This window comes from Pseudomonas sp. RL (assembly GCF_000647775.1).
In the GTDB taxonomy this organism is placed as follows: Bacteria; Pseudomonadota; Gammaproteobacteria; order Pseudomonadales; family Pseudomonadaceae; genus Serpens; species Serpens flexibilis.
In genome coordinates this window covers 1-21,109 of record NZ_JBOY01000008.1, presented here as the reverse complement: position 1 = coordinate 21,109, position 21,109 = coordinate 1, and the positions used below count along the sequence as shown (strand labels likewise).

Annotated in this window: 20 protein-coding genes and 1 pseudogene; 14 read left to right on the top strand and 7 right to left on the bottom strand. The window is 67.9% G+C overall.

Annotated features, from left to right (window positions below; all coding sequences use genetic code 11):
- Positions 1–53: 53 nt before the first annotated feature.
- On the top strand, positions 54–1,226 hold the full coding sequence (locus AS93_RS0102290; protein WP_027589075.1) for a hypothetical protein: 1,173 nt from the start codon (positions 54–56) through the stop codon (positions 1,224–1,226).
- 10 nt (positions 1,227–1,236) lie between these two features.
- A complete protein-coding gene (locus AS93_RS0102285) occupies positions 1,237–1,956 on the top strand; it encodes a ferritin-like domain-containing protein (protein WP_027589074.1) in 720 nt (239 codons plus the stop codon).
- A gap of 21 nt (positions 1,957–1,977) precedes the next feature.
- Here the strand turns inward: AS93_RS0102285 and AS93_RS0102280 are convergent, their stop codons facing one another.
- The 6 genes from AS93_RS0102280 to AS93_RS0102255 form a co-directional block, all read right to left on the bottom strand.
- Positions 1,978–2,367 carry a MerR family DNA-binding transcriptional regulator gene (locus AS93_RS0102280; protein ID WP_027589073.1) on the bottom strand — a complete coding sequence of 130 codons (390 nt, stop codon included), beginning with the start codon at positions 2,365–2,367 and terminating at the stop codon, positions 1,978–1,980.
- A gap of 92 nt (positions 2,368–2,459) precedes the next feature.
- Positions 2,460–3,359, bottom strand: a complete 900-nt coding sequence (locus AS93_RS0102275; protein WP_027589072.1) for a hydroxymethylglutaryl-CoA lyase — start codon at positions 3,357–3,359, stop codon at positions 2,460–2,462.
- A gap of 128 nt (positions 3,360–3,487) precedes the next feature.
- Positions 3,488–5,398 carry an acetyl/propionyl/methylcrotonyl-CoA carboxylase subunit alpha gene (locus AS93_RS0102270; RefSeq protein ID WP_027589071.1) on the bottom strand — a complete coding sequence of 637 codons (1,911 nt, stop codon included), beginning with the start codon at positions 5,396–5,398 and terminating at the stop codon, positions 3,488–3,490.
- On the bottom strand, positions 5,395–6,195 hold the full coding sequence (locus tag AS93_RS0102265; protein WP_027589070.1) for a gamma-carboxygeranoyl-CoA hydratase: 801 nt from the start codon (positions 6,193–6,195) through the stop codon (positions 5,395–5,397). Before AS93_RS0102265 ends, AS93_RS0102270 begins: the two co-directional genes overlap by 4 nt.
- Before the next feature lie 58 nt (positions 6,196–6,253).
- On the bottom strand, positions 6,254–7,861 hold the full coding sequence (locus AS93_RS0102260) for a carboxyl transferase domain-containing protein (RefSeq protein ID WP_027589069.1): 1,608 nt from the start codon (positions 7,859–7,861) through the stop codon (positions 6,254–6,256).
- Positions 7,862–7,942: 81 nt separating this feature from the next.
- Positions 7,943–9,106, bottom strand: a complete 1,164-nt coding sequence (locus AS93_RS0102255; RefSeq protein WP_027589068.1) for an isovaleryl-CoA dehydrogenase — start codon at positions 9,104–9,106, stop codon at positions 7,943–7,945.
- A 221-nt stretch (positions 9,107–9,327) separates the two neighbouring features.
- Between AS93_RS0102255 and AS93_RS0102250 the strand changes: the two genes are divergently transcribed.
- The 8 genes from AS93_RS0102250 to paaY all read left to right on the top strand — a co-directional run bounded on the left by AS93_RS0102250 (position 9,328) and on the right by paaY (position 17,254).
- The gene (locus AS93_RS0102250) at positions 9,328–11,010 is read left to right on the top strand and encodes an AMP-binding protein (protein ID WP_027589067.1); all 1,683 of its coding nucleotides are present in this window, start codon (positions 9,328–9,330) and stop codon (positions 11,008–11,010) included.
- 68 nt (positions 11,011–11,078) lie between these two features.
- Entirely contained in the window at positions 11,079–11,672 is a 594-nt protein-coding gene (locus AS93_RS0102245; protein WP_027589066.1) for a peroxidase-related enzyme, read from the top strand.
- A gap of 162 nt (positions 11,673–11,834) precedes the next feature.
- Complete coding sequence (locus tag AS93_RS0102240; RefSeq protein ID WP_027589065.1) at positions 11,835–12,605, top strand: ABC transporter ATP-binding protein; 771 nt, start codon at positions 11,835–11,837, stop codon at positions 12,603–12,605.
- Positions 12,602–13,318, top strand: coding sequence for an ABC transporter ATP-binding protein (locus AS93_RS0102235; RefSeq protein WP_027589064.1), 717 nt, complete (start codon positions 12,602–12,604; stop codon positions 13,316–13,318). Before AS93_RS0102240 ends, AS93_RS0102235 begins: the two co-directional genes overlap by 4 nt.
- An 86-nt stretch (positions 13,319–13,404) precedes the next feature.
- On the top strand, positions 13,405–14,619 hold the full coding sequence (locus AS93_RS0102230; protein ID WP_027589063.1) for an ABC transporter substrate-binding protein: 1,215 nt from the start codon (positions 13,405–13,407) through the stop codon (positions 14,617–14,619).
- Positions 14,620–14,695: 76 nt separating this feature from the next.
- On the top strand, positions 14,696–15,583 hold the full coding sequence (locus AS93_RS0102225; protein WP_027589062.1) for a branched-chain amino acid ABC transporter permease: 888 nt from the start codon (positions 14,696–14,698) through the stop codon (positions 15,581–15,583).
- A gap of 2 nt (positions 15,584–15,585) precedes the next feature.
- Complete coding sequence (locus AS93_RS0102220) at positions 15,586–16,596, top strand: branched-chain amino acid ABC transporter permease (RefSeq protein WP_027589061.1); 1,011 nt, start codon at positions 15,586–15,588, stop codon at positions 16,594–16,596.
- Between the two features lie 58 nt (positions 16,597–16,654).
- Complete coding sequence (gene paaY / locus AS93_RS0102215; protein ID WP_027589060.1) at positions 16,655–17,254, top strand: phenylacetic acid degradation protein PaaY; 600 nt, start codon at positions 16,655–16,657, stop codon at positions 17,252–17,254.
- 44 nt (positions 17,255–17,298) lie between these two features.
- Here the strand turns inward: paaY and AS93_RS0102210 are convergent, their stop codons facing one another.
- Positions 17,299–18,078 (bottom strand): enoyl-CoA hydratase, encoded by a 780-nt coding sequence (locus AS93_RS0102210; RefSeq protein WP_027589059.1) that lies wholly within the window; start codon positions 18,076–18,078, stop codon positions 17,299–17,301.
- A gap of 116 nt (positions 18,079–18,194) precedes the next feature.
- Between AS93_RS0102210 and AS93_RS0102205 the strand changes: the two genes are divergently transcribed.
- The 4 genes and pseudogenes from AS93_RS0102205 to AS93_RS20505 all read left to right on the top strand — a co-directional run.
- Positions 18,195–19,085, top strand: coding sequence for a LysR family transcriptional regulator (locus AS93_RS0102205; RefSeq protein WP_027589058.1), 891 nt, complete (start codon positions 18,195–18,197; stop codon positions 19,083–19,085).
- Positions 19,082–20,125: an AraC family transcriptional regulator gene (locus AS93_RS18585; protein ID WP_051587311.1), complete on the top strand. Its 1,044-nt coding sequence runs from the start codon at positions 19,082–19,084 to the stop codon at positions 20,123–20,125. Before AS93_RS0102205 ends, AS93_RS18585 begins: the two co-directional genes overlap by 4 nt.
- A gap of 70 nt (positions 20,126–20,195) precedes the next feature.
- Positions 20,196–20,963 (top strand): SDR family NAD(P)-dependent oxidoreductase, encoded by a 768-nt coding sequence (locus AS93_RS0102195; RefSeq protein WP_027589057.1) that lies wholly within the window; start codon positions 20,196–20,198, stop codon positions 20,961–20,963.
- A 15-nt stretch (positions 20,964–20,978) separates the two neighbouring features.
- A pseudogene (locus AS93_RS20505) lies at positions 20,979–21,109 on the top strand (acetyl-CoA C-acetyltransferase); the annotation flags it as partial.

The window sequence follows — 21,109 nt, the reverse complement described above, 5'->3', positions numbered from 1 at the left end:
GAATCAGGGAAAGGTGCCCCTCACGGCGGCTCCCTGACAAACCGGAGGTACGAATGGATACCCTGACCAGCCTGTTCGACGGCAAGGGTACGCCCCTGGCCAAACAGAAATTCACCTGGCGGGAAATGGCGACCAGGCCCATCAGCAAGCTTGATGACGATGCCTTCACCCGGGTGCGCATCATCCTCATGAACGGCATCGAGATGGATGCGTTGCGCCTGAAGAACATCGGCGCGCGGTTCCATGGCCCGCTGCGCGAAGCCCTCGCCCAGGTAAGACGCGCCGAGCAGCACCAGGCGACCATGGTCAACTGGCTGCTCTCGGCCGACCACTCCCCGCTGGAAACCACGGTCGCCTACGAACAGGTGGCCATCGAGGTCACCGCCGCCGTGGCGCAGACCGAGCCCGATCCTTACCAGGCGCAGACTTACCGCTTCGGCCTGCTGGAGGATTTCGACCACCTGTATCGCTACTCGGCGATGCTCGACCGCCTGGAGGGCAAGGACGCCAACAACATCCTGCAGGGCTACACCGACATTATCCCCAGCCGGCCGACCACCGATCACCATCGCGCCCCGGAAGACGACCTGCGGGACTCCTACCAGCGCGACAGCGCCGCGCTGATCACCAAGATCCACGCGGCGATGATCACTGCCGCCGAATACCAGACCCACGACTACTACATGACCATCGGGCCGACCTTCTCCGATCCGCTGGCCCGCCAGCTGTACGCCGAGATCGCCTCGGTGGAGGAGCAGCACGTCACCCAGTACGGCTCGCTGCAGGACCCGGATGAAAGCTTCCTGGAGAAATGGCTGATCCACGAGGCCATGGAAATCTATGCCTACCACAGCTGCATGGAGCAGGAGGAGAACCCGCGCATCAAGGCGATCTGGGAACGCTTCGTCGACTACGAGCTGGGCCACCTGAACCTGGTCAGCGAGCTGTTCAAGAAGCACGAGGGGCGCGACCCGGCCGAAGTGCTCCAGGGCTCGGTTCCCAGGCTCATCGAGTTCAAGAGCCAGCGCGAGTTCGTGCGCAAGACCCTGGCCGCGGAAATCGACCTGCGCGCCAAAGGCCACCAGTTCGTCGATCGCAAGGACGAGGGCAAGGCCAGCAAGGACTACCGCAAGCAGCTGCACGCCGATGGCGTCGCCTCGGAAACCGTATCCGCCGGCTACCAATGGACGCCGGGAACCGAACTCAGTCTGAAGAAAGCCTCCTGAGGACCTCACCATGCAGACCGCAGTCAAGATGGGACACAACGTCACCGGCGCGCAGATGTCGCCCAAGGATAGCGAAGCGCAACTCAAGGCCACCCGCGAGGTACCGCCAGACGTACCGGGCGGCCCGGAAAAACTCGCCCTGGTGCGCACCCGGGAAGCGGCGAAGGCCGACTCCATCGGCTCGGTGCCGGTTCCCGGATCGGCCAAGGGCATGCTGAAAACGGCGGTCAACAAGCTGGTCGGCGTCAGCCCGGAAGTGCTGATCGACAAGCTCGGCGAGCGCTTGGCCTTCGAGCGCGGCGGCGTGCGCCTCTATGACGCCCTGCTGGCCAAGGCCAAGGCCATCGACACGCTGGACAAAGCGATGCTGCAGACCCTGCAGCACTTTCGCCAGGAAGAGGCCGAGCACCTGGGCCTGGTTACCGCCGCCATGGAGAAACTGGGCGCCGACCCCACCGCCATGACCCCCTGCGCCGACGTGGCCGGCTGCATCAACATGGGCGTGATGGAAACCATCGCCGACCCGCGCACCAGCCTCGCCCAATGCCTCAACGCCTTGCTCACCGCCGAGCTCAGCGACAACGCCGGCTGGGAACTGCTCATCGACCTGGCCAACGCCTCCGGCCAGGGCGACATCGCCAACTCCTTCGGCAAGGCGCTCCAGCAGGAGCAGGTGCACATGCAGACGGTGAAGGAATGGTTGAGCCAGGAGGTATTGGGGCAGGTGTAGCGGCGGCGCGAGCGCTGTTGCTCAGCGCTTCTCCTGCAGCGCTTGCAGGGCCGAGCGGCAGCGCTCTTCGGCGGTGTCCAGTTCGAGCTGCATCTGCTGGATGTCCAGCAACTGCTGCTCGAGCTGCTGTCGGCGCTCGGCAATCATGCCGAGCATGATATTGAGCTGCTTCTGGTTGCCGGCCTGGGGGTCGTACAGCTCGATCAGTGTCTTGCATTCGGCCAGCGAGAAGCCGATGCGCTTGCCGCGCAGGATCAGCTTGAGCGCGACGCGATCCTTGGCCGAGTAGATGCGCTCCTGGCCGCGCCGGGTCGGCGACAGCAGGCCCTGTTCCTCGTAGAAGCGGATGGCCCGCGTGGTGATATCCAGCTCATTGGCCAGGTCGGAAATCCGGTAGGTCTGTTTGGACATGGTGATTCCACTACTCGTTGGAGGTGCCTGGCAGGGAGCCCCCGGCCGGCGGGCTATTTTATGCACATGCGGCCGCCTTGTTGGCATCTGTGTCATTGCGCCAGACGCGCCCGCGCCACCCGCGAGCCATTTGGCCGGCCCAGCACCTCGCTGATGCGCTGGCCGGCCGCGATCAGCGCCGGCAGTTCCACGCCGGTGTGAATGCCCAGGCCATCGAGCAGGTACAGCACGTCCTCGCTGGCCACGTTGCCGCTGGCGCCCTTGGCATAGGGACACCCGCCGAGCCCGGCGACCGAGCTGTCGAATACCGCGATGCCTTCCAGCAGGCTGGCATAGATGTTCGCCAGCGCCTGGCCGTAGGTGTCGTGGAAATGTCCGGCCAGCCGCTCGCGAGGCACGGCGCGGGCCACGGTGTCGAACAGCGTGCGGGCCTTGCCCGGCGTGCCGGTGCCGATGGTGTCGCCCAGCGAGATCTCGTAGCAGCCCATGGCATGCAGCTCGCCGGCCACCTCGGCGACCTTGCCCGGCGCCACCTCGCCCTCGTAGGGGCAGCCGAGCACGCAGGACACGTAGCCGCGCACGCGGATGTCCCGCGCGCGCGCGGCCTCCAGCAGCGGCGCGAAGCGCGCAAGGCTCTCGGCGATCGAGCAGTTGATGTTCTTCTGCGAGAAGGCCTCGGACGCGGCGGCGAACACCGCGACTTCCCGCACCCCGGCCGCGATGGCCGCTTCCAGACCCTGCAGGTTCGGCGTCAACGCCGCGTAGGTGACGCCGGCCTTGCGCTCGATCTGCGCGAACACCTCGGCCGAGCCGGCCATCTGCGGCACCCACTTGGGCGACACGAAGCTGCCGACCTCGATATGGGACAGGCCGGCGGCGCTCAGGTCGTTCACCAGGCGTACCTTGTCGGCCACGCTAATCGGCTGGCGCTCGTTCTGCAGACCGTCACGCGGGCCGACTTCGACCAGACGGACCTGTTTGGGCAGGCTCATATGAATCCTCCAGGGGTAATGGCGACGCCGTTGCGTGTATCGGTGGAAAATCGCTGCGCGAGTTTTCCACCCTACGGTGTTGCGTTCGGGCGTAGGGTGGACAACGGCGCAGCCTTGTCCGCCTGGGTTCAGGCCTCCTCCATCTCCAGCAGCACCGCGCCTTCGCTGACCATCTCGCCCTCGCTGCAGAACAGGCGCTTGACCACGCCGGCCTGGGCGCTGCGGATGCTGTGCTCCATCTTCATCGCCTCCAGCACGATCAGCGCGGTGCCGGCCTCGACCCGCTGCCCGGCCTCGACCAGCACGCGCACGATGCTGCCGTTCATCGGCGCGGTCAGCCCGCCGTGCTGCGGGTGGCTGGCCTCGGCTTCGGCGATCGGGTCGAAGGCGGTGACCGCCAGCCACTCGCCGTTCCATTGCAGATACAGCGCCTCGCCCTGGCGGATCGCCCTGGGGGCGCGGATGCCGGACGGCTGCGCTGTCGGATCGACCGTCAACCGGCGGCTTTCGCCGTTGCATTGCAGGTGCAGGCTGATCTGCGCCGGCAGGCCGAAGCGCAGCCCGTCGCGCCGGGACCACGGCGAATGCGCGTCGTCGTCGCGCACGCGGGCGGCCGCGCTGCGAACGAAACACTCGGCCGCCTGCTGCCAGAAGGCCTCGGACAGCTCGCCGGCCGGACGCAGCAGCTCGCGCTCGTGGCGCGGGATGAAGCCGGTGTCCAGTTCGGCCTCGGCGAAGGCGCGGTGGCCGACCACCCGGCGCAGGAAGGCCAGGTTGGTGCGCACGCCGCCGACCGCGGTTTCGTCGAGCATGGCCAGCAGGCGCTGGCGCGCTTCCTCGCGGTTCTCGCCCCAGGCGATCAGCTTGCCGAGCATCGGATCGTAGAACGGCGACACCGTGTCGCCCTCGGCGACGCCGCTGTCGACGCGGCGGCCCGGGCCGGCGGCGGCTTCGCGGTACAGGTCGAGGGTGCCGGTGGCCGGCAGGAAATCGTTGTCCGGGTCCTCGGCGTACAGGCGCACCTCGATGGCGTGGCCGCGCAGCGGCACCTGTTCCTGGCTGATCGGCAGCGGCTCGCCCCGGGCGACGCGGATCTGCCAGGCCACCAGGTCGAGGCCGGTGATGGCCTCGGTGACCGGGTGTTCCACCTGCAGGCGGGTGTTCATCTCCATGAAGAAGAACTCGCCACGGGCATCGAGCAGGAATTCCACGGTGCCGGCGCCGACATAGCCGATCGCCTGGGCGGCCTTCACCGCCGCTTCGCCCATGGCGCGGCGCAGCGCCGGGGTCATGCCGGGCGCCGGGGCTTCCTCGACCACCTTCTGGTGACGACGCTGGATCGAGCAGTCGCGCTCGTTCAGGTACAGGCAGTTGCCGTGCATGTCGGCGAATACCTGGATCTCCACGTGGCGCGGCTTGAGCACGTACTTCTCCACCAGCATGCGCGAATCGCCGAACGAGGATTGCGCCTCGCGCTGTGCGGAAGCCAGCGCCTCGGCCAGGTCCGCCTCGCGCTCGACCACCTTCATGCCCTTGCCGCCACCACCGGCGGTGGCCTTGAGCAGCACCGGATAGCCGATCACCTCGGCGGCGGCGCGGAAGGTTTCCAGGTCCTGGGCCTCGCCGTGGTAGCCCGGCACCAGCGGCACGCCGGCGGCTTCCATCAGCGCCTTGGCCGCGGACTTGCTGCCCATGGCGTCGATGGCCGAGGCGGGCGGGCCGAGGAAGATCAGCCCGGCCTGTTCGATGGCGCGGGCGAACTCGGCATTTTCCGAGAGAAAGCCGTAGCCGGGGTGGATGGCCTGGGCGCCGCTGGCTTTCGCCGCGTCGATCAGCTTGTCGATGCGCAGGTAGCTGTCGGCCGGCTTGGCGCCGCCCAGGTCGATGCGGATATCCGCCTCGCGGGCGTGACGGGCGCTGGCGTCGACGGCGCTGTGAACGGCGACGGTGGTCAGGCCCAGGGCCTTGGCGGTACGCATCACCCGGCAGGCGATCTCGCCACGGTTGGCCACCAGCAGGGTATCGATGGAACGGTTCATGGCTGGTTCTCCTGCCAGGCGGGGGTGCGTTTCTCCAGGAAGGCGCTCAGGCCCTCCTGGCCTTCCGGGCTGGTGCGCAGGCGGGCGATGGCCTGTTCGGTGGTCTGGCGCAGCGCGGCGTCGTAATCGCCATCGCCGACCTCCAGCAACAGCGCCTTGCAGGCCCTGAGCGCCTGCGGGCTGTTGAGCAGCAGGTTGTCGACCCAGCGCTCGAGGGCGGCGTCCAGTTCGGCGGCCGGATAGGTCTCGGCGAGCAGGCCGAGCTCGCGGGCGCGGGTGCCGTCGAAGCGCTCGGCGGTCAGCGCGTAGCGCCGGGTGGCGCGCTCGCCGATGGCCTTGACCACGAACGGGCTGATCACTGCCGGGGCCAGGCCGATGCGCACCTCCGACAGGCAGAACAGCGCGTCGCTGGCGCCGATGGCCATGTCGCAGCAGGCGATCAGCCCCAGCGCGCCGCCGAACGCCGCGCCCTGCACCACGGCCAGGGTCGGCTGCGGCAGCTGGTGGAGGCGCTGCATCAGCTCGCCGAGCTGGTGGGCGTCGTCCAGGTTGGCCTGGTAATCGAGCCGCGCCGATTCGCGCATCCAGCCCAGGTCGGCGCCGGCGGAAAAGTGCTTGCCGCGCCCACGCAGCACCAGGAAGCGGATGCTCGCGTCATCCCCCACCTCGGCCAGCGCCGCGTTCAGTTCGGCGATCACCCGGGCGTCGAAGGCGTTGTGCTTGTCCGCGCGGTTCAGCCACAGGGTGGCCACGCCACGCGCATCCTTGTTCAGTTCGATGGTCTGGAAAGCGGTCATCTCGGCATCCTCGATGCGACTGCAGGCGCCCGCGCGTGTCGCGCCGGCGTGGCGCGACTTACATGCGGAACACGCCGAAGCGGGTCGGCTCGATCGGTGCGTTCAGCGCGGCGGACAGCGCCAGCGCCAGCACCTCGCGGGTCTGCGCCGGGTCGATCACGCCGTCGTCCCACAGCCGCGCGCTGGAGTAATAAGGATGCCCCTGGCGCTCGTACTGCTCGAGGATCGGCTGCTTGATGGCCGCCACCTCGTCGTCGCCGAGGCGCTTGCCGGCGCGTTCGCTCTGCTCCTGCTTGACCTGGGCCAGCACCCCGGCGGCCTGTTCGCCGCCCATCACCGCGATGCGCGCGTTGGGCCACATCCACAGGAAGCGCGGGTCGTAGGCGCGTCCGCACATGCCGTAGTTGCCGGCGCCGAAGCTGCCGCCGATCAGCACGGTGAACTTCGGCACCTGGGCGCAGGCCACCGCGGTGACCAGCTTGGCGCCGTGCTTGGCGATGCCGCCGGCCTCGTACTTCTGGCCGACCATGAAGCCGGTGATGTTCTGCAGGAACAGCAGCGGCACGCCGCGCTGGCAGGCCAGCTCGATGAAGTGCGCGCCCTTCTGCGCCGCCTCGGAAAACAGGATGCCGTTGTTGGCGAGGATGGCGATCGGGTAGCCGTGCAGGTGGGCGAAGCCGCAGACCAGCGTGGTGCCGAACAACGCCTTGAATTCATCGAACTCGCTGCCGTCCACCAGGCGCGCGATCACCTCGCGCACGTCGTAGGGCTGCTTGGCCTGCGCCGGGATCACCCCGTACAGCTCCTCGGCCGCGTACAGCGGCGCGCGCGGCTCACGGCTCTGCAGCTGGCCGAGCTTGCGCCAGTTGAGGTTGGCCACGCAGCGGCGGGCGAGGGCCAGCGCGTGTTCGTCATTCTCGGCGTAGTGGTCGGCGACCCCGGAGGTCTTGCAGTGCACGTCGGCGCCGCCCAGCTCCTCGGCGGTCACCACCTCGCCGGTGGCGGCCTTCACCAGCGGCGGGCCGGCGAGGAAGATGGTCGCCTGGTTGCGCACCATGATGGTTTCGTCGGCCATCGCCGGCACATAGGCGCCGCCGGCGGTGCACGAGCCCATCACCACGGCGATCTGCGGGATGCCCAGGGCGCTCATGTTCGCCTGGTTGAAGAAGATGCGGCCGAAGTGCTCGCGGTCCGGGAACACCTCGTCCTGGCGCGGCAGGTTGGCGCCGCCGGAATCCACCAGGTAGATGCACGGCAGGCGGTTCTCGCGCGCCACGGTCTGCGCGCGCAGGTGCTTCTTCACCGTCAGCGGGTAGTAGCTGCCGCCCTTCACGGTGGCGTCGTTGGCGATGATCATGCACTCGACGCCTTCGACGCGGCCGATGCCGGCGACCACGCCGGCGGCGGCGACGTCCTCGCCGTACACCTCGTGGGCGGCCAGCGGCGCCAGTTCGAGGAAGGCCGAGCCGGTGTCGAGCAGCGTGTCGATGCGTGCGCGCACCAGCAGCTTGCCGCGCGACACGTGGCGCTGCTGGGCGGTCGCGCCGCCGCCTTCACTGACGCGGCCGAGCAGGGCGCGCAGCTCGTTCACCTGGTCGAGCATCGCCGCACGGTTGGCGGCGAACTCCGGCGAGCGGGTGTTGATCTGGGTGTGCAGGATGGCCATGGTCGGCTCCGGTTCATTCCGTCGTGGATGGCGCTGCGGTGGAAAACGCTTCGCGGTTTTCCGCCCTACGAGTGGGCAGGCTCACTTGGATTCGTTGAACAGCTCGCGGCCGATCAGCATGCGGCGGATCTCGCTGGTGCCGGCGCCGATCTCGTATAGCTTGGCGTCGCGCAGCAGGCGGCCGGTGGGGAACTCATTGATGTAGCCGTTGCCGCCGAGGATCTGGATCGCCTGCAGGGCCATCTGCGTGGCGTTCTCGGCGGTGTAGAGGATCACCCCGGCGGCGTCCTTGCGGGTGGTCTCGCCACGGTCGCAGGCCTGGGCGACGGCATAGAGGTAGGCGCGGCTGGCGTTGAGCTGGGTGTACATGTCGGCCACCTTGCCCTGGATGAACTGGAACTCGCCGATGCTCTGGCCGAACTGCTTGCGGTCGTGGATGTAGGGCACCACCACGTCGAGGCAGGCCTGCATGATCCCGGTCGGGCCGCCGGCCAGCACCACGCGCTCGTAGTCCAGGCCGCTCATCAGCACCTTCACGCCGCCATTCACCACGCCCAGCACGTTCTCCTCGGGCACCTCGACGTCATCGAAGAACAGCTCGCAGGTGTTGGAGCCACGCATGCCCAGCTTGTCGAACTTGTTGCCGCGCGAGAAACCCTTCCAGTCGCGCTCGACGATGAACGCGGTGATGCCGTGCGGGCCCTTGTCCAGGTCGGTCTTGGCGTAGATCACGTAGGTGTTGGCGTCCGGGCCGTTGGTGATCCAGGTCTTGCTGCCGTTGAGCACGAAGCGGTCGCCCTTCTTGTCGGCACGCAGCTTCATGGACACCACGTCGGAACCGGCGTTGGGCTCGCTCATCGCCAGCGCGCCGATGTGCTCGCCGCTGATCAGTTTGGGCAGGTACTTGGCCTTCTGCGCGGGCGTGCCGTTGCGGTTGATTTGGTTGACGCACAGGTTCGAATGGGCGCCGTAGGACAGGGCGACCGAGGCCGAGCCGCGGCTGATCTCTTCCATCGCCACCACGTGTGCCAGGTAGCCGAGGCCGGCGCCGCCGTACTCCTCGGAGACGGTCACGCCGAGCAGACCCATCTCGCCGAACTTCTTCCACATGTCGGCCGGGAACAGGTTGTCCTGGTCGATGGTCGCGGCGCGCGGTGCCAGCTCGGCGGCGACGAAGGCCTGCACCTGTTCGCGCAGCATGTCGATGGTGTCGCCGAGGGCAAAGTTGAGGCTGGAATAGTTCATGGGGCCACCTGCTGTCTTGTAGTTGTTCTATGTTCGGGTTGCGGCGGCGGCGATTGCGCCACTCTTTCCGGCACCCCGGCCCGCTGTCCTTCGACTTTTGGAACGGGTTGTCGGGGTAGTCACCTTTACGTTAACGTAATCCTGCCCCTGGACAACTGTCAACACCACGGGCACTTGGGAAGCAACGCCTCATAACAAACATAAGACTGAGGAAATTCGCCATGAGTCTTCCGAGTTATACCTGCGGACCGCAGAGCAAACCCCTGTTGCCCATGACCATCGGCGCGGCCTTCGATCGCACCGTGGAGCGCTTTCCCCGGCGCGAGGCCCTGGTGGTACGCGATCAGCAACTGCGTTACACATGGGCGGAGCTGGCGCAGGCGGTGGACCGTTGCGCACGCGGCTTGCTGGCGCTCGGCCTGCAGGCCGGCGAGCGGCTCGGGATCTGGTCGCCGAACAATGCCGAGTGGTGCATCACCCAGTTCGCCACGGCGAAGATCGGCGTGGTGCTGGTCAACATCAACCCGGCCTACCGGCTCAGCGAACTGGAATACGCGCTCAAGCAGTCCGGCTGCCGCTGGCTGATCTGCGCCGATGCCTTCAAGACCTCCGACTACCACGCCATGCTCCACGAGCTGCTGCCGGAGCTGGAAAACGCGGCGCTCGGCGCGCTGCAGAGCCACATGCTGCCGGAGCTGCGCGGCGTGATCAGTCTGGGCCGCCAGCCGCTGGACGGCATGCTGCCCTGGCCGGCGCTGATGGAGATGGCCGAGCAGGTCGGCCCCGAGCAGCTGCGCCAGTGCGGCGAGCGCCTGCAATTCGACGATCCCATCAACATCCAGTACACCTCCGGCACCACGGGCTTTCCCAAGGGCGCCACCCTCAGCCACTACAACATCCTCAATAACGGCTACATGGTCGGCGAGAGCCTCAAGCTGACCGAGCACGACCGCCTGGTGATCCCGGTGCCGCTGTACCACTGCTTCGGCATGGTCATGGGCAACCTCGGTTGCGTCACCCACGGCACCACCATGATCTACCCGAGCGCGGCCTTCGAGCCGCTTGCGGCGCTGCAGGCCGCGGCCGAGGAAAAGGCCACCGGCATGTACGGCGTGCCGACCATGTTCATCGCCATGCTCGACCACCCGGAGCGCCAGTCGCTGGACCTGAGCAGCCTGCGCACCGGCATCATGGCCGGCTCCACCTGCCCGATCGAGGTGATGAAGCGCGTCATCGACGACATGCACCTCGCCGAAATGCAGATCGCCTACGGCATGACCGAAACCAGCCCGGTGTCCACCCAGACCAGCGCCGACGACGACCTGGAGCGCCGCGTGACCAGCGTCGGCCGCACCCAGCCGCACCTGGAAAGCAAGATCGTCGACGAGCACGGCGCCATCGTGCCGCGCGGGCAGATCGGCGAACTCTGCACCCGCGGCTACAGCGTGATGCTCGGCTACTGGAACAACCCGGAGGCGACCCGCGAGGCCATCGACGGCGCGCGCTGGATGCACACCGGCGACCTGGCGGTGATGGACGACGAGGGCTACGTGAAGATCGTCGGCCGCAACAAGGACATGATCATTCGTGGCGGCGAGAACGTGTATCCGCGCGAGATCGAGGAATTCCTCTTCACCCATCCGGCGGTGGCCGACGTGCAGGTGATCGGCGTGCCGGACAGCAAGTACGGCGAGGAGATCGTCGCCTGGGTCAAGCTGCACCCGGGTCATCAGGTCGAGTGCGAGGCGCTGCGCGAGTTCTGCAAGGGGCGCATCGCCCACTACAAGACGCCACGCCACATCAAGTTCGTCGACGACTTCCCGATGACCATCAGCGGCAAGGTGCAGAAGTTCCGCATGCGCGAGATCAGCGTGGTCGAACTGGGCATCAGCGAACAGCACTGACCGGCACTGGCCGGGTTCTGCCCGGCCAGCAGGTTCAACGTCGATCCACTCCCACGGAGAGCTGCTCCATGCCTCAGCCGATCAGTCGTTTTCCGCTGCCCGACAGCCTCGATGCACTGCCCGCCGACCTGCGCGAACGGATCCTCGCCGTGCAGGCAAAGGCCGGCTTCATCCCCAACGTGTTCCTCATGCTGGCCCATCGGCCGGCGGAGTTCCGCGCCTTCTTCGCCTACCACGACGCGCTGATGGAGCGCGCGTCCGACAGCCTGACCCAGGCCGAGAAGGAAATGATCGTGGTGGCGGTCAGCGCCGACCACGGCTGCCTGTACTGCGTGGTCGCCCATGGCGCGATCCTGCGCATCCTGGCCAAGGACGCGCAGCTGGCCGACCAGCTCGCGGTCAACTACCGCACCGCGCCGATTTCCGCACGCCAGCGCACCATGCTGGATTTCGCCCTGCACCTGGCCGCCGGGCGCGGCGTGCTCGACGACCCCTGGCAGGCGCGCCTGGAAGCACAGGGTTTCAGTCGCGACGACATCTGGGACATCGGCGCCATCGCCGCGCTGTTCGGGCTGTCCAACCGCCTGGTGTCCATGGCGCGCACGCCGCCCAACGACGAGTTCTACCTGCTGGGCCGCGTGCCCAGGACGGTCGCCCGCTGAGAGCGGGGCGCAGTTCTCGACCTGGTGCGTCATCTCTTGACCAATCAGTCGAGCGTTTGAAAATGCCGCTTGCTGGCCGCGGAAACCGGTTGTTATCGTTTACGTAAAGGGTATCTGGCTGCGCCATAACCAACAACAACAATCAAGGTTAGAGGGCATCCCATGGAATCGCAGTTCGTGCTGGAAACGCGCGGCCTGACCAAGGAGTTTCGCGGCTTCACCGCCGTGGACGCCGTGGATCTGCAAGTCCGTCAGGGGCACATCCATGCATTGATCGGCCCGAACGGGGCCGGCAAGACCACCGTGTTCAACCTGCTTACCAAGTTCCTCACGCCGACCCGTGGCGAGATCCTCTATCGCGGCAAGAACATCACCGCGATGAAAGCGAGCGAGATCGCCCGGCTCGGCCTGGTGCGCTCGTTCCAGATCTCCGCGGTGTTCGGCCACCTGAGCGTGCTGGAGAACGTGCGCGTCGCCCTGCAGCAGAAGCTGGGCAATTCCTACCAGTTCTGGAAATCCGAGCGCAGCCTGCACGCCCTCGACGAGCAGGCCATGCAGCTGCTCGCCGAGGTGGACCTGGAATCCTTCGCCGATACCTTGGCCATCGAGCTGCCCTACGGCCGCAAGCGCGCGCTGGAGCTGGCCACCACCCTGGCGCTGGACCCCGTCGTGCTGCTGCTCGACGAGCCGACCCAGGGCATGGGCAGCGAAGACGTCGACATGGTGGTCGCCCTGGTGCGTCGCGCGGCCGTCAACCGCACGGTGCTGATGGTCGAGCACAACCTCAGCGTGGTCAGCCGCCTGTGCGACCGCATCACCGTGCTGGCGCGCGGCGCGGTGCTCGCCGAGGGCGACTACGACAGCGTTTCGGCCAACCCGCAGGTGCGCGAGGCCTACCTGGGCAGCGAAGCCGCCGTGGAGGCCCAGCCATGAAGCCGACGGCCGAGCGTCATCAACTGCAGGTCAGCGACCTGCACGCCTTCTACGGCGAGTCGCACATCCTGCACGGCGTCGATCTGGTGGTCGGACGCGGCGAGCTGGTCACGCTGCTCGGGCGCAACGGCGCCGGGCGCACCACGACCCTGCGCGCCATCATGAACCTGGTCGGCCGGCGTACCGGCTCGATCCTGGTCAATGGCAACGAGACCATCGGCATGCCGGCGCACCAGATCCCGCGCCTGGGGGTCGGCTACTGTCCGGAGGAACGCGGCATCTTCGCCAGCCTCAGCGTCGAGGAAAACCTCCTGCTGCCGCCCACCGTGCGCAGCGGCGGCATGGGCCTGGACGAGCTCTACGAGATGTTTCCCAACCTCTACGAGCGCCGCTTCAGCCAGGGCACGCGGCTGTCCGGCGGCGAACAGCAGATGCTCGCCATGGCGCGCATCCTGCGCACCGGCGCCAACCTGCTGCTGCTCGACGAAATCACCGAGGGCCTGGCGCCGGTGATCGTGCAGAAGCTCGGCGAGGTGCTGATCAAGCTCAAGCAGCGCGGGCTGACCATCGTGCTGGTGGAGCAGAACTTCCGCTTCGCCGCGCCGCTGGCCGACCGGCACTACGTAATGGAACACGGCCGCATCATCGAGGAGATCAAGGCGGCGGACCTGGACGCCAGAAAGGACTTTCTCAACAGTTGTCTGGGGGTGTGAACCCTGCTTTCGACGAGGCAGGCAGCAAGCGGCCGCACGGGATGCGGCCGGTAAAACAATAAAAACAATCGTGAGGGATTTGAGCCATGAACTTTGTCCGCAACAGCGCCAGCGCCATCCTGGCTTCCAGCCTGATCGCCGCAGCCGCCCAGGCGCAGATCAGCAACAACGAAATCCGCATCGGCTACCTCGCCGACATGTCCGGCACCTACCGCGACCTCTCCGGCCCCGGCGGCCTGGAGGCGCTGAAGATGGCGGTGGAAGACTTCGGCGGCACGGTCGACGGCAAGAAGATCGTGCTGTTCAACGCCGACGACCTGAACAAGCCGGACGTCGGCGCCAACACCGTTCGCCAGTGGATCGACGAGCGCAACGTCGACATGGTGACCGGCCTGGTCGCCAGCTCCGTGGTGCTGGCGGCGAGCAAGGTGGTGGAGCAGGGCGGCAAGCTGGCGCTGATCTCCGGCGCGGCGGCCTCCAGCCTGACCAACGAGCACTGCTCGCCCAACCATATCCACTGGACCTACGACACCTTCGCCCTGGCCAACGGCACCGCCAACGCGGTGCTCAAGGACGGCGGCAAGAGCTGGTACATCCTGACCGCCGACTACGCCTTCGGCCACTCGATGGAAACCGACATCAAGAAGGTGGTCCAGGCCGAGGGTGGCAGCGTGGTCGGCGCCGTGCGCCACCCGTTCCCGAGCAGCGACTTTTCCTCCTACATCCTGCAGGCGCAGGGTTCCGGCGCCGACGTGGTCGCCCTGGCCAACGCCGGCGCCGACACCGTCAACTCGCTGAAAACCGCCAGCGAATTCGGCGTGACGCAATCCGGCCAGCGGCTCGCCGGCATGGTGGTGTTCCTCAACGACATCCACGCCATGGGCCTGGACGTGACCCAGGGCCTGATGCTGACCACCGGCTGGTACTGGGACATGAACGAGGAAACCCGCGCCTGGGCCGAGCGCTATCAGAAGCGCGTCGGCAGCAAGCCGACCATGGTGCACGCCGGCATCTACTCGGCCACCACCCATTACCTGAACGCGGTGAAGCAGACCGGCAGCGACGACACCGCGACCGTGCGCGCGCAGATGGCCAAGACCCCGGTGAACGACATGTTCGCCAAGAACGGCCGCATCCGCGAGGACGGCCGCATGGTCCACGACATGTACCTGGTCAAGGTCAAGACCCCGGCCGAGTCCAAGGGCGAATGGGACCTGTACCAGATGGTCCGCACCATCCCGGGCGACGAAGCCTTCCGGCCGCTCGCCGAGAGCCAGTGCAAGCTGGTGGCCAAGAACTGAGCGAGCGCTGAGCCAGCCCACCCGCCGGCCGTCAGAGGCCGGCGGGTGCCGCGGAACTTCACGACGGTGGTGAATCATGACTCTCGTTTTCGGCGTCCCCCTGAGCGTGCTGCTCGGGCAGCTGCTGCTCGGCCTGATCAACGGCTCGTTCTACGCGCTGTTGAGCCTTGGCCTGGCGATCATCTTCGGCTTGCTGCGCATCATCAACTTCGCCCATGGCGCGCAGTACATGCTCGGCGCCTTCGCCGCGTTCCTCGGCCTGAACTACCTGGGCGTCAACTACTGGGCGGCGCTGCTGCTCTCGCCGCTGCTGATCGGCCTGCTGGGCATGGCCATCGAGCGCGGCCTGCTGCGGCGCATCGCCGGTGAGGATCACCTCTACGGCCTGCTGCTGACCTTCGGCCTGGCGCTGATCGTCGAGGGCAGCTTCGTCAAGCTGTTCGGCGTGTCCGGCTCGTCCTACCCGATGCCCGAGGCCCTCAAGGGCGGCTACAACCTGGGCTTCATGTTCCTGCCCACCTACCGCGCCTGGGTGATCGTCGCCGCGCTGCTGGTGTGCTTCGCCACCTGGTACATGATCGAGCGCACCCGGCTGGGCTCCTACCTGCGCGCCGGCACCGAGAACCCCAAGCTGATGCAGGCGTTCGGCATCAACGTGCCGCTGCTGGTCACCCTCACCTACGGCTACGGCGTGGCCCTGGCGGCGTTCGCCGGCGTGCTGGCCGCGCCCATCTATGCGGTGACGCCGGGCATGGGCGCCAACCTGCTGATCGTGGTGTTCGCCGTGGTGGTCATCGGCGGCATGGGTTCGATCATGGGCGCGATCATCACCGGTCTGGCCATGGGCCTGATCGAAGGCCTGACCAAGGTGTTCTACCCGGAGGCCGCCAACACGGTGATCTTCGTGATCATGGTGCTGGTGCTGCTGGTGCGTCCGGCGGGCCTGTTCGGTAAGGAGGCGTGAGCATGTCGAGTCAAGAAAGCGTTGCAGCGGTGCCGCTGGCGGTACGGGCCAATGTCGAACGCGAACGGCGGCGTGCCGCGACGCGCCGCCGGCAGCTGTTCTACCTGGCGCTGCTGGGCCTGGCGCTGCTGGCGCCGCTGGCCATCTACCCGGTGTTCCTGATGAAGCTGCTGTGCTTCGCCCTGTTCGCCTGCGCCTTCAACCTGCTGCTCGGCTACGCGGGGTTGCTGTCCTTCGGCCACGCGGCGTTCTTCGCCTGTGGCGGCTACATCACCGGTCACATGCTGAGCACGTACAGCGGGTTGAGCACCGAGCTGGGCATCCTCGCCGGCACGCTGGCCTCGACGCTGCTGGGGCTGATCTTCGGCCTGCTGGCGATCCGCAGGCAGGGCATCTACTTCGCGATGATCACCCTGGCGCTGGCGCAGATGGTGTTCTTCGTCTTCGTCCAGGCGCCGTTCACCGGCGGCGAGAACGGCCTGCAGGGCGTACCGCGCGGCCACCTGTTCGGCCTGATCGACATGCAGAACAACCTGGCGCTGTACTACGTCGTGCTGGCGGTGTTCGTGTTCGGCTTCGCGGTCATCCAGCGCACCATCCATTCGCCCTACGGCCAGGTGCTCAAGGCGATCCGCGAGAACGAGCCGCGCGCCGTGTCGCTCGGCTACAACGTCGATGCGCACAAGCTGCTGGCCTTCGTCATCTCGTCAGCGCTGGCCGGCCTGGCGGGGGCGACCAAGACCGTGGTGTTCCAGCTGGCCTCGCTCACCGATGCGCACTGGCACATGTCCGGCGAGGTGATCCTGATGACCCTGCTCGGCGGCGTGGGCACGCTGCTCGGCCCGCTGGTCGGCGCCACGGTGGTGGTCACCCTGCAGAGTTCGCTGTCCAACGGCCCGCTGGGCGAATGGGTGCACGTGATCCTCGGGGTGATCTTCGTGCTCTGCGTGCTGCTGTTCCGCTCCGGCATCGTCGGCTGGCTGGAGCGGCTGGTGAAGCGCAACTTCAAGTGAGCCGGCGCCGGCTGGCGCCGGCGCGGTTCGTCGATCCCCCTGGCAGACGAGAATCGCCATGCCCTGTTACAGCCTCGATGGCCTGACGCCGGTGGTGCATCCCAGCGCCTTCGTGCACCCCACCGCGGTACTCATCGGCGACGTGATCGTCGGCGCCGGTTGCTATGTCGGCCCGCTGGCCAGCCTGCGCGGCGACTTCGGGCGCATCGTCCTGGAGGAGGGCGCCAACCTGCAGGACACCTGCGTCATGCACGGCTTCCCGGACAGCGACACGGTGGTCGAGCGGCACGGCCATATCGGCCATGGCGCGGTGATCCACGGCTGCCGGATCGGCGCCGATGCGTTGATCGGCATGAACGCGGTGGTGATGGATCGCGCCTCGATCGGCGCCCGCTCGTTCGTGTCGGCCGCGGCCTTCGTCAAGGCGGGCTTCACCTGCGAGCCGCAATCGCTGGTGATGGGCACGCCGGCCAGCGTTAAGCGCCTGCTCGGCGACGAGGAAGTCGCCTGGAAGCAGGCCGCCACGCGCGAGTATCAGCTGCTCGCCCAGCGCTGCCGCCAGAGCCTGGTGGAATGCCAGCCGTTGAGCGCGCCGGAGCCGGGGCGCCGGCATGTCTGGTCAAGCGAGTTGCGGCCGAAGGCGGAACGGCAGCCCTGATGCCGGCGGGCAGACAGCCCCGCGGTGGCGGGGCTGCGCCGGGCTCAGGCGTTCTGCCAGCGCGCGCTGCGCTTTTCCAGGAAGGCATTCACGCCTTCGCGCTGGTCGCGGGTGTCGAACAGCTCGACGAACAGATCCCGCTCGGCGGCCCAGCCCTGGGCGTGCGGCGCGCTGCGTGCGTTCATCACCAGGCGCTTGCAGCGGCTGACCGAGGAGGGACTCTGTGCGTGCACGCGCTCGGCCAGTTGCAGGGCGAACGCCAGCGCCTCGCCGCGCGGCACCACTTCCTCGACCAGGCCGATGCGTTCGGCCTTCTGCGCGTTGACGCGCTCGCCGCAGAGGATCATGCGCTTGGCCCAGCCTTCGCCCACCAGCCAGGGCAGATTCTGGGTGCCGCCGGCGCACGGCAGCAGGCCGACGCTGGCCTCCGGCAGCGCCATCTGCGCCTGCTCCTCGGCGATGCGGATGTCGCAGGCCAGCGCGCATTCCAGGCCACCGCCCATGGCGTAGCCGTTGATCGCGGCGATGGATACGCCGCGGAACTGACTCAGCGCCGTGAAGGCGCGGCCGAACAGCTCGGCGACCTCGCGGGCGGCGGTCTTGTCGCCGTCGGCGAACTGCTTGAGATCGGCCCCGGCGGAGAAGAACTTGTCGCCCTGGCCGGTGACGACCAGCGCGTAGACATTCGGGTCGTCGTTGAGCTGCCCGATCAGTTGCTCCAGGGCGGCCAGCGATTCGCGGTCCCAGGTGTTGGCCGGCGGGTTGGCGATGGTCAGCAGGGCAGTGTGCCCGTGCATGGCGAGCTGAATCTTGGCTGGGCTCATGGCGGTTCCTTGGGATGAGGTCGAGGCCCGATGCTAGCAGCGGGAAAATCGTAAACCCACGGTGCTGGACGCAGAGGTAATCTGCGTTTTTGCACGGATGGTATTCGGAGGCGGCTGTGGATTGGGACAACCTGCGTTACTTCCTCGAACTGGCGCGTGCCGGCCGGCTGACCGCGGCCGCGCGGCGCCTGGGCGTCGACCACACCACGGTGGCGCGGCGCGTGCAGGCGCTGGAGAAGGCCCTCGACCGCCAGCTGTTCATCCGCGCCAAGGCCGGCTATCGCCTGTCCGAAGCGGGACGTGAACTGCTCGCCCAGGCCGAGGCGATGGAAAGCGCCGTCGCCTCCATCGAGCAACCGAGCCTGAGCGCCGACCGCCTCTCCGGGCAGGTGCGCATCGGCGCCACCGAGGGCTACGGCACGTTGATGCTCGCCGGCCACCTGGCCAGCCTGACGCGCAGCTACCCGCACCTGGGCGTGGACCTGCTGGCGGTGCCGCGCTCGGTGCGCCTGGCGCGCAACGAGGCGGACATCGTCATCACCCTGGAGCGCCCCGAACGCGGGCCCTACGTGATCACCAAGCTCACCGACTACGTGCTGCGCCTGTACGCCTCGGAAGCCTACCTGGCGTCCCACCCGCCGATCCGCAGCCGCGAAGACCTCGGCGAGCACGTGTTCGTCAGCTACATCGAGGACCTGCTGTACAGCAAGGAGCTGTTCTACCTCGACGAAATCGTCCGGCCGCGCCAGCACTCGCTGCGCAGCACCAGCATCCTCGCCCAGCAGGAGGCGGTCGCCGCCGGCGCCGGGCTGGCGATCCTGCCGGCGTTCGCCGCGCGCCGCGAGCCGCTGCTCAAGGGCGTGCTGGTCGACGAGATCGAGTTCACCCGCACCTTCTGGATGCTCATGCCCGTGGAAAACAAGGACCTGGCGCGCATGCGCGTGTGCTGGGACTTCCTGCGCGACGTCGCGGCCAGCAGCCACGAGCTGATGATGGGCCGCGCATGAGCCGCGACGGCAGGGGCAGCATTTCTGTGCGGCTGGTGGATCAGGCGCTGCTGGCCTTCACCTCGCCGCAGCGGTCGGCCGAGGACCTGCTGCGCCAGCTTGGGCTGGCGTCGATCGACCTGCGCGACGCCGAGGCGCGGGTCGAGGTGGCGCAGTACAGCCGGCTGTGGCGCCGACTGGCGCGGCACTTCGACGACGAGTTCTTCGGCATGGATGCGCGGCGGCTGCGCGCGGGCAGCTTCGCCTTCGTCTGCCGCGCGGCGATGGGCCAGCCGACCCTGGAACGCGCGCTGCGGGTGGCACTGGAGTTCTTCGCCCTGGCCTTCGAGCGCTTCCGCGCCGACCTGCAGCGCAGCCAGAGCCTGGCGGAGGTCGTCCTGCTGGAGGCTGACGAGCGGCCGCTGCGCGCGTTCGGCTATTTCACCTTCTGGATGCTCCTGCACGGTCTGGCCTGCTGGCTGACCGGGCGGCGCATCCCGCTGCTGGCCGTCGAATTGCGCTGCGCCGAACCGGCCTACACCGACGACTATCGGGTGATGTTCTCCGACAACCTGCGCTTCGCCCAGGGCCGCACGCGGATCATCTTCGCCGCCGCCGCACTGGACCTGCCGGTGCGTCGCAGCGAAGCGGAACTGCAGGCCTTCCTGGCCCAGGCGCCGGCCAACATCCTGGTCCGCTACCGCGACAACACCAGCCTGGCCAGCCGCATCAAGGCGCAGTTGCGCGCCCTGCCGGCCGAGCAGTGGCCGAGCGGCGAGCAACTGGCGCGCCAGTGCTGCCTGTCGCCCTCGACCCTGCGTCGCCGCCTCGCCGAAGCCGGCCTGCCGTACCAGGCGATCAAGGACCTGGTGCGCCAGGAGATGGCCACGCTGTGGCTGGCCGATGCGACGCTCACCTACACGCAGATCGCCGAGCGCCTGGGCTTTGCCGAGGCCAGCTCGTTCTACCGGGCGTTTCGCAAGTGGACCGGCACCAATCCGGGCCAGTACCGCGCACTGATCCTCGGCGCGCCGATTGGCGAAAACGGTCAGGCAGATTGAGACGAGCGACCATTGTCCGCGCCATTGGGGCTGCCGAAGATGACGCGGACCTGATTGCGAGGGCGGTGCCATGGACATCAAGGACAAGGTTTTCCTGATCACCGGGGGCGCTTCGGGCCTCGGCGCAGCGGCGGCCGAAGGGTTGCTGGCGGCCGGCGCCCGGGTGCTGCTGGCGGACATCAACGCAGAGGCGCTGGATGCGCGCGTGCGCGCCCTGGGCGCCCATGCGCGCGGCGTGGTCACCGATGTGTGCGACGTGGCGGCCGCCCAGGCCGCGGTGAACGCGGCGCGGGAGCACTTCGGCGCGTTGCACGGCCTGGTCAACTGCGCGGGGGTGGCCAGCGGCGAGCGCATCCTCGGTCGCCAGGGGCCGCATGGCCTGGACAGCTTCGCCCGGGTGATCGGCCTCAACCTGATCGGCAGCTTCAACATGCTGCGCCTGGCCGCCGAGGCGATCGCCGAGGGGGCGCCGGACGCGCAGGGCAATCGCGGGGTGATCATCAACACCGCATCGATCGCCGCCTTCGATGGTCAAATCGGGCAGGCGGCCTATGCGGCGTCCAAGGGCGGCGTCGTCGCCCTGACGCTGCCCGCCGCGCGCGAACTGGCGCGTTACGGCATCCGGGTGATGACCATCGCGCCGGGCGTGTTCGAGACGCCGATGATGGCCGGCATGCCGCAGGAGGTGCGCGATGCGTTGGCCGCCGGTGTGCCCTTTCCCCCGCGCCTGGGCCGTCCGGCCGAGTTCGCGGCCCTGGTGCGGCAGATCGTCGAGAACGACATGCTCAACGGCGAAGTGATCCGTCTGGACGGCGCCCTGCGCATGGCCGCGAAATAAAGAGAGGTGAGCCCCATGCACAGCGATCCGGTAGTAATTCTTGGCAGCGCGCGCACGCCGATGGGCGGCTTCCAGGGCGACCTCGCCAGCCTCAGCGCCCCGCAACTGGGCGCCGCCGCCATCCGCGCGGCGGTCGAGCGCAGCGG

Coding starts and splice junctions, on each gene's coding strand:
- AS93_RS0102210 (WP_027589059.1), bottom strand. CDS start 18,078: ATGAGCCCAGCCAAGATTCAGCTCGCCATGCACGGGCACACTGCCCTG.
- AS93_RS0102270 (WP_027589071.1), bottom strand. CDS start 5,398: ATGAACCGTTCCATCGATACCCTGCTGGTGGCCAACCGTGGCGAGATC.
- AS93_RS0102195 (WP_027589057.1), top strand. CDS start 20,196: ATGGACATCAAGGACAAGGTTTTCCTGATCACCGGGGGCGCTTCGGGC.
- AS93_RS0102265 (WP_027589070.1), bottom strand. CDS start 6,195: ATGACCGCTTTCCAGACCATCGAACTGAACAAGGATGCGCGTGGCGTG.
- AS93_RS0102275 (WP_027589072.1), bottom strand. CDS start 3,359: ATGAGCCTGCCCAAACAGGTCCGTCTGGTCGAAGTCGGCCCGCGTGAC.
- AS93_RS0102290 (WP_027589075.1), top strand. CDS start 54: ATGGATACCCTGACCAGCCTGTTCGACGGCAAGGGTACGCCCCTGGCC.
- AS93_RS0102240 (WP_027589065.1), top strand. CDS start 11,835: ATGGAATCGCAGTTCGTGCTGGAAACGCGCGGCCTGACCAAGGAGTTT.
- AS93_RS0102245 (WP_027589066.1), top strand. CDS start 11,079: ATGCCTCAGCCGATCAGTCGTTTTCCGCTGCCCGACAGCCTCGATGCA.
- AS93_RS0102250 (WP_027589067.1), top strand. CDS start 9,328: ATGAGTCTTCCGAGTTATACCTGCGGACCGCAGAGCAAACCCCTGTTG.
- AS93_RS0102225 (WP_027589062.1), top strand. CDS start 14,696: ATGACTCTCGTTTTCGGCGTCCCCCTGAGCGTGCTGCTCGGGCAGCTG.
- AS93_RS0102280 (WP_027589073.1), bottom strand. CDS start 2,367: ATGTCCAAACAGACCTACCGGATTTCCGACCTGGCCAATGAGCTGGAT.
- AS93_RS0102260 (WP_027589069.1), bottom strand. CDS start 7,861: ATGGCCATCCTGCACACCCAGATCAACACCCGCTCGCCGGAGTTCGCC.
- AS93_RS0102230 (WP_027589063.1), top strand. CDS start 13,405: ATGAACTTTGTCCGCAACAGCGCCAGCGCCATCCTGGCTTCCAGCCTG.
- paaY (WP_027589060.1), top strand. CDS start 16,655: ATGCCCTGTTACAGCCTCGATGGCCTGACGCCGGTGGTGCATCCCAGC.
- AS93_RS0102255 (WP_027589068.1), bottom strand. CDS start 9,106: ATGAACTATTCCAGCCTCAACTTTGCCCTCGGCGACACCATCGACATG.
- AS93_RS0102235 (WP_027589064.1), top strand. CDS start 12,602: ATGAAGCCGACGGCCGAGCGTCATCAACTGCAGGTCAGCGACCTGCAC.
- AS93_RS0102220 (WP_027589061.1), top strand. CDS start 15,586: ATGTCGAGTCAAGAAAGCGTTGCAGCGGTGCCGCTGGCGGTACGGGCC.
- AS93_RS0102285 (WP_027589074.1), top strand. CDS start 1,237: ATGCAGACCGCAGTCAAGATGGGACACAACGTCACCGGCGCGCAGATG.
- AS93_RS18585 (WP_051587311.1), top strand. CDS start 19,082: ATGAGCCGCGACGGCAGGGGCAGCATTTCTGTGCGGCTGGTGGATCAG.